Source organism: Actinomycetospora endophytica, from assembly GCF_021026375.1.
In the GTDB taxonomy this organism is placed as follows: Bacteria; Actinomycetota; Actinomycetes; order Mycobacteriales; family Pseudonocardiaceae; genus Actinomycetospora; species Actinomycetospora endophytica.
On record NZ_JAJNDB010000010.1, the window covers coordinates 259617 to 271775 of the forward strand.

General features: G+C 72.9%; 8 protein-coding genes. 3 read left to right on the top strand and 5 right to left on the bottom strand.

Annotated features, from left to right (window positions below):
* Positions 1–38: 38 nt before the first annotated feature.
* Together LQ327_RS32435 and LQ327_RS32440 are read right to left on the bottom strand one after the other, a co-directional pair.
* Positions 39–869, bottom strand: coding sequence for an Fpg/Nei family DNA glycosylase (locus LQ327_RS32435; protein ID WP_230740689.1), 831 nt, complete (start codon positions 867–869; stop codon positions 39–41).
* Positions 870–882: 13 nt separating this feature from the next.
* A complete protein-coding gene (locus LQ327_RS32440) occupies positions 883–1341 on the bottom strand; it encodes a ribose-5-phosphate isomerase (protein ID WP_230740691.1) in 459 nt (152 codons plus the stop codon).
* Between the two features lie 131 nt (positions 1342–1472).
* Here LQ327_RS32440 and LQ327_RS32445 point away from each other — a divergent pair, with 131 nt between their 5' ends.
* From LQ327_RS32445 to LQ327_RS35120, 3 genes are read left to right on the top strand one after another with little or no spacing between them, the layout of a single operon-like run.
* Positions 1473–4052, top strand: a complete 2580-nt coding sequence (locus LQ327_RS32445) for a carboxylate--amine ligase/circularly permuted type 2 ATP-grasp protein (protein WP_230740693.1) — start codon at positions 1473–1475, stop codon at positions 4050–4052.
* A 47-nt stretch (positions 4053–4099) separates the two neighbouring features.
* Complete coding sequence (locus LQ327_RS32450; RefSeq protein WP_230740695.1) at positions 4100–5899, top strand: N-acetylglutaminylglutamine amidotransferase; 1800 nt, start codon at positions 4100–4102, stop codon at positions 5897–5899.
* Positions 5900–5945: 46 nt separating this feature from the next.
* Positions 5946–7817: a S9 family peptidase gene (locus LQ327_RS35120; protein WP_230740696.1), complete on the top strand. Its 1872-nt coding sequence runs from the start codon at positions 5946–5948 to the stop codon at positions 7815–7817.
* 133 nt (positions 7818–7950) lie between these two features.
* Here the strand turns inward: LQ327_RS35120 and LQ327_RS32460 are convergent, their stop codons facing one another.
* From LQ327_RS32460 to LQ327_RS32470, 3 genes are all read right to left on the bottom strand, one after another.
* Positions 7951–9051 (bottom strand): hypothetical protein, encoded by a 1101-nt coding sequence (locus LQ327_RS32460; protein ID WP_230740698.1) that lies wholly within the window; start codon positions 9049–9051, stop codon positions 7951–7953.
* The gene (locus LQ327_RS32465; protein WP_230740700.1) at positions 9048–10481 is read right to left on the bottom strand and encodes a DUF1996 domain-containing protein; all 1434 of its coding nucleotides are present in this window, start codon (positions 10479–10481) and stop codon (positions 9048–9050) included. Before LQ327_RS32465 ends, LQ327_RS32460 begins: the two co-directional genes overlap by 4 nt.
* A gap of 171 nt (positions 10482–10652) precedes the next feature.
* Positions 10653–12080 carry an aldehyde dehydrogenase family protein gene (locus LQ327_RS32470; RefSeq protein ID WP_230740702.1) on the bottom strand — a complete coding sequence of 476 codons (1428 nt, stop codon included), beginning with the start codon at positions 12078–12080 and terminating at the stop codon, positions 10653–10655.
* Positions 12081–12159: the final 79 nt, after the last annotated feature.

Below are 12159 nucleotides of genomic sequence, written 5' to 3' on the forward strand. Positions count from 1 at the left end.
TCACCCGGACGAGTGACGCGGGAGTTATAGCACCCGGATCACGCGGCGTCCTGACAGGTCGGGCACCAGAACAGGTTCCGGGCGGCGTGGGTACGCCGGACGACCTCGGTCCCGCAGAGCAGACAGGGCAGCCCTGCCCGCCGGTAGACGTAGACGGGCCGTCCGCACGCCGGGGTGTGCCGGACGCGCGGCCCGTGCGAGCACCGCAACTCCGTGTGATCGGGACGCAACGTGTCGATGGATCCGCGGCGCACGCCGTCGGTGAGGAGGTCGACGAGGTCGGCCCACACCGCGTCGAACCGCTCGCGGCCGAGGTCCCGGCCCGGCGTCAGCGGGTCGAGGCCGTGCCGGAAGAGCACCTCGGCCCGGTAGACGTTGCCGACGCCCGCGATCACCGCCTGGTCCATGAGCAGCGTCGCGACCGGCGACCGCGACCGGGAGATCCGCTGCCAGGCCTGCTCCGGGTCCGCGTCGGGACGCAGCGGGTCGGCGCCCAGCCGCTCGTGCAGCGCCTCGACCTCGCCCTCGGTGAGCACCTCGCAGGCGGTGGCGCCGCGCAGGTCGGCGTAGTGGGAGTCGCCGACCATCCGCATCCGGACCTGCCCCACCGGGGCCGGGACGCCGTCGTCGGGGGTCGTGACCAGCGAGAACTTCCCGTACAGACCCAAATGGACGTGAACGACGAGGTCCGGCTCGTAGACGTGGAAGAGGTGCTTGCCGTGCGCGTCGACCGAGCGCAGCACGCGTCCGTCGACGAGCTCGGCGCCCGCGGTGAAGCGTCCCTGCGGCGAACTCACCGCCACCTCGCGGCCGCGGAAGCGCCGGGAATGGGACCGCGCGAGGCGGCGGATGGTGTGCCCCTCGGGCATCGGAGACGTCCGGTCAGCCGGTGATGTGCCCGGTGTTCTCGTACTCGGCGAGCATGTCGATGCGGCGCTGGTGCCTGCCGCCCTCGAACTCGGTCGCGAGGAACGCCTCGACGATCGTGGTGGCCTCCTCGGCGGAGTGCATGCGGGCGCCCACCGCGACCACCTGGGCGTTGTTGTGCTTCCGCGCCAGCTGCGCGGTCTCGACGCTCCACGCCAGCGCGGCGCGGATGCCCTTCACCTTGTTCGCCGCGATCTGCTCGCCGTTGCCGGAGCCGCCGATCACGACGCCGAGGGAGCCCGGGTCGGCGAGGACCCGCTCGCCCGTGGCGGTGCAGAACGGCGGGTAGTCGTCGGCGGCGTCGTACTCCGTCGCCCCGACGTCGACCACCTCGTGGCCGGAAGCGGCCAGCACGGAGAGGAGGTGAGCCTTGAGCTCGAAGCCGGCGTGGTCGGAACCGAGGTAGACGCGCACGACAGCGCATTCTCCCAGGCCCCTACCCGCTCGGTGCGCCCGGATCGACACGAATTCGCCGGAACGCCGTCAAGGTCACGGATCCCGGTCCGGGAAACATCCCTGTGACACAGTGCTTCTAGCGTGACCTCATGGCGGATCAGCGGGGCGGGGGAGCCCGGGACGTGGTCCTGGGGGTCGAGGAGGAGTTCCACCTCGTGGATCTCGAGTCACGCTGCGCCGTGCCTCGGGTGCCCGAGCTGCTCGACGAGCTCGCCGCGCTGGACGCGGACGCGTTCGCCCCCGAGCTCAAGCCGTCGATCATCGAGACCAACTCGGATCCGACGGCGAGCCTGACCGATCTGCGCGCCGACCTCGTCCGCCTGCGCCGGATGCTGACCTCGATGGCCCGGACCCGCGGCCTCGGCGTCGCCGGGGCCGGCAGCGTGCCGCTGGTCGACGGATCGGCGATGGGGATCACCGAGTCGCCGCGCTACGAGCGGATGCGCGACGAGTACCAGCTCCTCGCGTTCGAGCAGCAGATCTGCGGCACCCAGGTGCACGTCGACGTGCCCGACCGCGACGCGGCCGTCGCCGTCATGCAGCACTCCGCGCCGTGGCTGCCGGTCCTGCTCGCGCTGTCCGCGTCCAGCCCGTTCTGGCACCGCGAGGACACCGGCTACGCCAGCTCCCGCACGCTCGCCTGGCACCGCTGGCCGACGGCGGGTCCGCCCGCCCCGCTGCAGGACGCGGCGGACTACGACGCGCTCATCGACGACCTGCTGCGCTCCGGGACGATGTCCGACCCCGGCATGGTCTATTTCGACATGCGTCCCTCGGCGCACCAGAAGACCGTCGAGCTGCGGATCTGCGATGCCTCCCCCACCGTCGACGGCGTCGTCCTCATCGCGGGCCTGGCCCGGGCCCTCGTCGTGCACGGCGTCCGGGCGCACACCGAGGGGCGCCCCCAGCCGCGCTATCGGCCCGAACTGCTGCGGGCCGCGTCGTGGCGCGCCGCCCGCTCCGGGCTGGAGGGCGACCTCGTCGACGTGACCGGGCGCGAGCTGGTGCCGCCCTCGCGGGCGATCCGGCTGCTGCTCGACCACCTGCGCGACGACCTCGAGGACGCCGGCGACTGGGACGAGGTCTCCGACCTCGCGCTGGACGCGCTGGCCCGCGGGTCGAGCGCCGCCCGGCAGCGCCAGCGCGCGAACCGCGGCGGCGGGCTCGAGAGCGTCGTCGACATGCTCGTCGCCGAGACCAGCGGCGCACCGGACGAGTCGGCCGAGGAGCGGCTGCCGACACCGGAGACGGCCGCACCGGTCCTGCTCGGCGAGTACCACCCGCCGCAGTACGACGAGGCCGTCGACGAGGCGGGCCACGTCCGCCCGACCTACGCCTGGCTGGTGGCGAACCTCGAGCGCATCGGGCCCGCGGGCCTGCTCGCGCACGAGCGCAGCCGCGACGCCGAGCAGCGGGCGCGCTCGATGTTCTTCCCGCAGCCCGACGACCCGGAGCGGCTGTTCCCGCTCGACCTCATCCCCCGCCTGATCTCCCGGCAGGACTGGGACCAGCTCACGGCGGGTCTGGTGCAGCGCGCCCGGACCCTCGAGACGCTGCTGCAGGACCTGCACGGCGAGCGCGCCTGCCTGCGCGACGGGGTCATGCCGCGCGAGGCGCTGCGCTGGCTGCCCGGCCCCGGAGAGGCGTCGACCCTCGTCCCGGCAGGCGCCACCCGGGCGCTGATCTCGGGTCTCGACCTGGTGTGCGACGGCGAGGGCCGCTGGAAGGTCCTCGAGGACAACCTGCGCATCCCGTCCGGGATCGCCTACGCGATGGCCGACCGCCGCGTCGTCCGCAGCGTGCTGCCCGAGCTGCAGGCGCCCGAGGGCGTCGTCGACTCCGACGAGGGGCCGGCGATGCTGCGGGCGGCGCTGCTGTCGTGCGCGCCCGCCGCGGCGGGTGACGAGCCGGGCCTCGTCGTTCTCACCGAGGGCCCGCACGACTCGGCCTACTTCGAGCACGCGATGCTCGCCGAGGAGATGGAGGTACCGCTGCTCGAGCCGTCCGGGCTGCGGATCACCGACGACGGGACGATCACCGTCGCGGTCTCCGGGCAGCGGATCGACGTGGCCTACCGCCGCATCGACGAGGAGAAGCTGTTCGCCTCCCCCGACGCCGACGGGCGCCTGCTGCGCGACCCGCTGCAGGCCGCGGTCGCCGAGGGCCGCTTCGCGCTCGCGAACACCCCGGGCAACGGGCTGGTCGACGACAAGGCGGTCTACCCGCACATCCACGCCCTCACCGAGTTCTACTTCGGGGAGAAGCCGCTGCTCGACGACGTCCGGACGTACTTCTGCGCGGACCCGGACCAGCGCGCGCACGTCCTCGACCACCTCGAGCAGCTGGTCCTCAAGCCGGTCGACGGGTACGGCGGCGCGGGCATCGTCATCGGGCCGCAGGCGAGTGCCGCCGAGCTCGACGCCGCCGCGGCCGACCTGCGCGCCAACCCGGCGGCCTACGTCGCGCAGGAGACGATCCTGATCTCCACCCACCCGACGTTCACCGGCACCGAGCTGGCGCCCCGGGTGGTCGACCTGCGGGCCTTCGTCGTGCTCGGGCCGGAGCCCGGTGTGCTGCCGACGCCGCTGACACGGGTCGCGCCGGCTGACAGCCTCGTGGTCAACTCGTCGCGGGGCGGCGGCTCGAAGGACACCTGGATTTTGCGCTGACGCGCAGGTGCGTGCGTTTCCGTGTCCGGACACGGAAACGCACGCACATGTCGACGAAGGAGACCAACGTGTGCGGCATCGCCGGGGAGTTCCGGTACGACGGGAACGCGGCCCAGGTCGGCGCGGTGCTCGCGATGGCGCAGGTCCTCGAGCCCCGGGGCCCGGACGGCTGGGGCGTCGTCGGGCACGGCCCGCTGGCGCTCGCCCACCAGCGACTGAAGATCATCGACCTCACCGAGACCGGCGCCCAGCCGATGGTCGACGCCGAGCTCGGGCTCACCGCCGTGTTCAACGGCTGCATCTACAACTACCCGCAGCTGCGCGAGGAGCTCGGGCGCGAGGGCTACCGGTTCTTCTCGACCTCGGACACCGAGGTGATCATCAAGGCGTTCCACCGGTGGGGCCAGCGCTGCGTCGAGCGCTTCAAGGGCATGTTCGCGTTCGCGATCGCCGACCGGACCACCGGCCGGCTGGTGCTCGGACGGGACCGGCTGGGGATCAAGCCGCTGTACGTGGCGCCGGTGGCGGGCGCGCTGCGCTTCGCGTCGTCGCTGCCCGCGCTGATCGCCCCCGGCGGCGTCGACACCGAGATCGACCGCGTGGCGCTGCACCACTACATGAGCTTCCACGCCGTGGTGCCGCCGCCGCGCACGATCCTCACCGGGGTCCGCAAGCTGCCACCCGCCGTCGTGCGCACCGTCGAGCCCGACGGCTCGTCGAGCGACTGGACGTACTGGACCCCGGAGTTCGTCCGCGGCTCCGAGACCCACACCGACGCCGAGTGGGCCGAGATCGCGCTGGAGTCGCTGCGGACCGCGGTGCAGCGGCGGATGGTCTCCGACGTGCCGGTCGGGGTGCTGCTCTCCGGCGGTATCGACTCGTCGATCGTCGTGGCACTGCTCGCCGAGATGGGCCAGAAGGACCTCAAGACGTACTCGATCGGCTTCGAGTCCGAGGCCGGCGAGACCGGCGACGAGTTCGACTACTCCGACCTCGTCGCGAAGACCTACGGCACCGACCACACGAAGTTCCGGGTGCCCAAGATCGACACCGACGAGGCGCTGCCCGGCGCCGTCGCGGCGATGTCCGAGCCGATGACGAGCCACGACGTCGTCGCGTTCTACCTGCTCTCCCGCGAGGTCTCGAAGTCGATCAAGGTGGTGCAGTCCGGGCAGGGCGCCGACGAGGTGCTCGGCGGCTACGACTGGTACCCGCCGATCGCCCGGGTCGGCCGTGAGGGCGCGGTGGACGCCTACCACCGGGCGTTCTTCGACCGCCCGCACGACGAGGTCGGCGAGCTGGTCGCGCGGGAGTTCATGCTGCGCGAGGACCCGTCGCTGGAGCTCGTCCGCGAGCACTTCGCGCGCCGCGGCGCCGACGAGGCCGTCGACGCGGCACTGCGCCTGGACACCACCGTGATGCTGGTCGACGACCCGGTGAAGCGCGTCGACAACATGACCATGGCCTGGGGCCTCGAGGCGCGCGTGCCGTTCCTCGACCACGACTTCGTCGAGACCATGGGCGCCTGCCCGCCCGACCTGAAGATGGCCGACGGCGGCAAGGGCGTGCTCAAGGCCGCCTCCCGCGGGGTGCTCCCCGACGAGATCATCGACCGGAAGAAGGGCTACTTCCCGGTGCCGGCGATCCGGCAGCTCTCCGGCCCGGTCCTCGAGCGCGTCACGGCCGCACTCACCGACCCGGCCGCGAAGCAGCGCGGCCTGTTCCGGTCCGACGCGGTCGCGACCATGCTCGACGACCCGAACTCCGGGCGGACCAACCTCGGCGCGAACGCGCTGTGGCAGGTCGCACTCCTCGAGATGTGGTTGCAGGCCCACGGCATCCGCTGACGTAGGTTCCCGACGAGAGCGCGAGGCGAGGGAGGTCGGGGAGCCGGTGGACGAGTGGATCAGTGCGACCCGCTGCTGGTCACCCAGCCCCTCCCCCGACGGCACGACCATCGCGTTCGTCTGGGACGGCGACGGACGCCCCGCGGTGCGCCTGCACCGCCGCGCGACCGGCGAGGAGTGGTCCCTCGACACCGGGGACGACCTCGTCTCGACGGTCCGCTGGTCCCCCGACGGCGCCTGGCTCGCCATCGAGGCGGCGGCCGACGGCGGTGAGCGCTCGACGGTGCTCGTCGTACGACCCGACGGCACCGGCCTGCGCCCCATCCGCGGGGTCGGCGACGACGACCGCGGCGCGGTGTCCCTCGACCGCTGGACCCACACCGGCTCCGTCGTCGCCGTCACCGAGGCGGACTACGAGACGACGACGGCGTGGCTCGTCGACGTGGGCTCCGACCAGCGCCAGCGCCTCGGCTCCGGGCACGCGCTGCAGATCCTCGACGTCTCCCCCGACCGACGGCGGGCGCTGCTGCGGCGCGGACGGCGCGGCTCGCGCCACGTCGGGATCGTCGACCTCGACGGCACCGAGGGCTGGCACGAGATCGACAGCCGCAAGGGGCCCGGTGGGCCGCCCGGCGCCGTCGAGCACCCGGTCGCGATCACACGGGACTCCTCCGTCGTCGCCGCCCGCTTCGTCGACGGCGGCACCCGGATGCTCGTCCTCACCGACGGCGGCCGGGAGCGGGCGGCGCTGGTGGCGGTCGACGTCGCGACCGACGCCCGGCCGATGTACCCCGAGGTGCTCGCCGAGCGCGACGACGCCGAGCTCGAGCGCTTCGCGCTGACCGAGGACGGCGGCCTCGCGGCGCTGGTCTGGAACGTCACGGGGCGCAGCGAGGTGGAGCTGCTCGACCTCACGACCGGCAAGCCCGCCCACTACAGCCCGCCCGGCGACGTCGTCACCTCCGCGGTGTTCAGCCACGACGGCGACTCGCTGGTCATGGGCATCCAGTCGCCCGACGTCCCGTCCGCGGTGTGGTGCCACGAGCTGTCCTCGCAGAGCACCGCGCTGATCTGCCCGCAGTCCGACCCGATGTGGGCGCCGGGCTCGCTGGTGCACCCGTCGCTGGAGACGGTGACGACGCCGGACGGGCTCTCGCTGGCCGGGTGGCTCTACCGCCCACCGGGCACGGTGGGCCCGCTGCCGACCGTGATCTACCTGCACGGCGGGCCCGAGGCCCAGGAGCGGCCGGTGTTCACGCCGCTCTACCAGACCCTGCTCGAGCAGGGGATCGCCGTGTACGCCGCGAACGTCCGCGGCTCGTCCGGCTTCGGCCGGTCGTTCGTCAACGCCGACAACGGCGCGGGCCGGTTCGCCGCGATCCGCGACGTCGCGACGTGCGCCGAGCACCTCGTGGAGATCGGTCTCGCGGACGCGGAGCGGATCGGCGTGATGGGCCGGTCGTACGGCGGCTACCTGACGCTCGCCGCGCTGGTGAACCACCCCGACCTGTTCGCGGTCGGCGTGGACGTGTGCGGCATGGCCGACTTCGAGTCGTTCTTCGCGCGCACCGAGCCGTGGATCGCCGACGCGGCGGTCGGCGAGTACGGGCACCCCATCCACGACCGCAACCTGCTGCGCGAGCTCTCCCCGGTGCACCGCATGGACCGGTTGCGCGCCCCGCTGCTGGTGGTGCACGGGCGCTACGACACGAACGTTCCGGTCCACGAGGCCGAGCTCGCGGTGCACGGCGCGAAGTCGGCAGGTGTCGACGTCCGCTACCTGCTCTTCGAGGACGAGGGCCACGAGATCCAGCGCCTCGACAACCGGCGGACCTTCATCCACGCGGTCACCGACTGGCTGACGACGCACTTCGGGCTCTCGCGCCCGCCCGCACGAGGGGAACCCTCGGGCGGTTAGAGCGGCCGAATCCTCCCCTCGCGGTCGGGGCGGGTCGGGGGGCGGGCTCGCTCGCGAGGGGGCGGCGGGCTCGCTCGCGAGGGGCACATCACGCACCCCGCGAGGCGTGTCCGGCTGCGAGACGTGCCCCTGATCAACGGCGCGGGGCCGAGCGCAGCCCGAAGTCGGCCGGCTCCAAGCTCCGCCCGGGCGCCGGCGGCGGGTGCGCACCCCAGGGCAGGCGGGCGTCGCGCGCGACGGCGGGCACGGGCGCCATGCCCACGACCACCGTGGCGTCGACGACCGTGACCTCGAACGCGCCGGAGTCCGTGCGCGCGGCGGGCACGACCGGCCGCAACCAGGGACGCCCGGTCTCCCGCGCCGTCGTCGGGGACCGGAACGTGCCCGACACCAGCCCTCCCGCCGGCAGGCGCGGGGCCGGGCGACGAGGCGCGAGCGCGGCGGGCGACCCACCGGCCAGGGCCCGCCGGGACGGGGACGGCAGCAGCGCCGCCGGGATGTCCGCGAACGCCGGCACCGGCACCGGGTCGGGCAGCTCGCCCCACCGCGCCAGCTTCTCGAGATCCACGACGCGCGGCCCGGACCAGTGCCCCTCCAGATCCCGACAGCGCAGGCAGCCCAGCCCGAGCACGATCCCGAAGATCACGTGCCCGGCCAGCGAGAGCCCCACCGTCACCGGGGTCAGCGGGAACATCAACTGCTGGCCGCGCGGCAGCAGCACCGTGACCATCAGCCCGCCCCACGTCGGCCCGACGGCGAAGAGCACCGCCGCGGCCATCGTCACCGTCGGTCCGAGCCGGCGCAGGCCCGTCGCCGCCGCCGCGACGATGAACACCACCCCGAGCCCGCCGCCGTCGCCCGCGTAGCGCCACACGTACCCGGCGACTCCGCCCAGCACCCGCTGCGAGGGGTCGACGTCGATCAGCCAGGTGCCCATGGTCGGGATGAAGTCGCCCCACCAGCCGAGGAACGCGACGGTATCGAGACGGAACACGTCGTAGACCGCCGTCGCGAGAATCCCCCAGCGCAGCCCCTCGATCACCAGCCGGTCCTCGGGCATCGGCATGAAGATCCCGAGCACCAGCAGGACCAGCGCCGTCGGGATGACGACCGCCCCGGCCGAGACGTGCATCGGGACCAGCCCGGCCACGTGCGCGGTGATCGAGAGCAGCGGTAGCGCGGCCAGCACCACGTGCACGGCCACCCGCGGCGGAACCGCACCCAGCGCCCTCACCGGGCCGCACCCGTCGTCGCGCCCGCCATCGGCATCCCGCGCATGGGCATGCCACCCATCGCCATGCCACCGCCCTGCGCCCGCGCGTGCGTGGCCATCAGGTTCACGAAGTTCTTCGAGGTCGTCACCTGGTCACTCGCTCCCGTCGGGCCCGCCCGCGAGGCGTCGTCCCCGCTCCCCTGGGTGCAGCGGCGGGCGGAGTTGATGCAGTCGGCACCGGCCTGGGCCCGGCTCTTCGTGGACAGGTACTCGAGCAGGGCGTGGTCGGTGATCGGGTCGTGCTGTTGTTCGGGGAAGCTGTCGATCGCGAACGAGCGGCCCTGCGGGGCGTCGTAGGCGACCGTGATCCGCAGGGCGGGGACCGGCACCTGGTCGTCGCTGCACTCCCCGGACTCGTCGGGGTAGGTCAGGTGCTCGGTGTGGTCCTCGGAGTCGAGATCCTTGCCGTTCCAGCAGCTCGGGAAGTCGAAGACGCGCTGGAGCTGCGAGCCCTGCGGGCAGACCGGGTACTGGTCGGTCATCCGGTTCCCGAACCCGGAGCAGGTGTACTTCGCGTTGGCGCCCTTGCCGTCCGCGGTGGCCGCCTTCGCCGAGCCGGTCACCATCGTCATGTTCACCGGCATCGGGGTCATCTCGCGGGTCCCGTGGCCGTGGAAGGTGTAGTCGACCGACGTCGGCTCGATGTACGACCCGACGTTGCCGTCGAGACTGCCGCCGTCCTGCCCGACGTCGGGACCCACGCCCTGCAGGTCCCGCAGGACCGGCCAGAAGATCGGCGACTGGTCACCGTTCGAGCAGGTGGTGCTCGACTCCTTCAGGACCTGGAGATTCGACGCGGCGTTCGTGCTGTCGTTGCCGGCGTAGTCGTGCACGTGCTGGGCGCCGTTGCGCTTGCCCGGGGCGATGATCGGGTTGTCGGAGTTCTTGTGGTCCGACAGCGAGCAGGCGAACGAGTAGCTGCCGCCGGAGAAGTCACCGCCGGCGAGGATGTTGCCGTCGGCGGACACGTCGGAGATCGACCGGTACTCGTCCGCGGGCGCGGTGCCGATCTTGTCGCGGCCCTGGAACCGGTCGTCGCCGCCGGCGTCCTTCTTCGTGTCCTGGCCGTCGTCCTTGTCGGAGTCCTTGCCGGAGTCCTTGCTCGCGGAACCCTTGTCGTCGTCCTTCTGGTCGGACGCCTTCTTGCCCGAGTTCTTCTCGTCCGACCCCTTCGACGACGGGTCCTTCGACGACGAGTCCTCGCTCGAGTCCTTGCCGTCGTCGGACTTCTCGTTCTTCACCAGGACGACGTCCCCGACGGCGGCCACCGCCCGCGCCGCCGCGACCCGGATGACCCCGGCGGCACCCAGCGGCAACCCCACCCCGAGGACCAGCACGACGACGCCGAACAGCGCGACGCAGACCGCCCGTCGTCGCGCCGACCGCGTCATCCGCACTCCCCGCTCGCGCCGGGCCCGCAGGTCGGGACCGGATACGCGAGCGGACGCTAGACGCGGCCGTCACACGGTGGGTGCGGTTTCGGAGAAGTCAGGTGCGCTCCGCGCTCGTGAGCACTCATCGACGCCATGGCGTCGATGAGTGCTCACGAGGCCCCAGGCCGCCTACAGCTGGATCGACTTGATCTCGAGGAACTCCTCGAGCCCGTAGCGGCCCAGCTCCCGGCCGGTCCCGGACTGCTTGTAGCCCCCGAACGGCGCCACCGGGTTGAACGCCCCGCCGTTGACGTCGACCTGCCCGGTCCGCATCCGCCGCGCGACCTCGACGCCGCGCTCCTGGGTGCCGGCGAACACCGCGCCCGCGAGGCCGTAGATGGTCGAGTTCGCGATGTCGACGGCCTCGTCGACGTCGGAGTACGGCATCACCGACAGCACCGGGCCGAAGATCTCCTCCTGGGCGACCGTCATGTCGCGGCGCACCCCGGCGAAGATCGTCGGCCGCACGTAGGCGCCCGCCTCGGACACGCCGTCGGGACGCCCCGGGCCGCCGACCGCGAGCTGCGCGCCGTCCGCGACGCCCCGCTCCAGGTACTGCGTCACGCGCTCCTGCTGGGTCGCCGAGGACATCGGGCCGATGCGGGTGGACTCGTCGGTCGGATCGCCGACCCCGTACTTCGCGGTCTGCGCGACGGCGAGCTCCACGACCTGGTCGTGCAGCGCCTCCGGCACCAGCAGCCGTGTCCAGGCGGTGCACGTCTGGCCGCCGTTGATGAAGCAGTTGCCGAGACCGACCTTGACCGCCTTCGAGAGCTCGGCGTCGTCGAGCACGATGTTCGCGGACTTGCCGCCCAGCTCGAGGGCCACCCGCTTAACGGTGGCCGCGCCGACCTCCTGGACCCGGCGCCCGGCCGCGACGGACCCGGTGAACGACACCATGTCCACCCCGGGGTGCGCGGCGAGCGCCTCGCCGGCCTCGGGCCCGGTGCCGTGCACGACGTTGAACACGCCCGCCGGCAGCCCCGCCTCGGCGGTGATCGCCGCGAGCGCACCCGCCGTCAGCGGCGCCACCTCGGACGGCTTGAGCACGACGGTGCACCCGGCCACCAGCGCCGGCGCAAGCTTGGCGACGACCTGGTGCAGCGGGTAGTTCCACGGCGTGATCGCGCCGACGACGCCGATCGGCTCGCGGACGACCAGCGAGTTGCCGATCTCCTCGCTCCACGCGAACGACTCGGCGACACCGGCCACCCCCTTCGACGACGCCATCGGCATCCCGAGCTGCACGCTGCGCGAGAACGCGATCGGCGAGCCCATCTCCGCGGTGATCGACTGCGCGAGCTCCTCGTGCCGCGCCTTGATCCCCTCGCGGATGCGCAGCACCGCGGCGACGCGGTCGGCCACCGGGGTCGCCGACCACGCCGGGAACGCCCGCTGGGCCGCGCCCACCGCGGCGTCGATCTCGGCGGTGCCACCGCGCGGCACCTCGGCGATAGTCTCGCCGGTCGCGGGGTTCACGACGGCGATCGCGCCGGCACCCGTCGTCGGGGACCCGTCGATCCAGTGGTCGGTCATGGTGTCGGTGCTCGCGGTCATGCATCCCAGTTTGGACTACGTCCTCGTGCGTGCGTTTCCGTGCCAGGGCACGGAAACACACGCACGAGCGCGGCCGCGC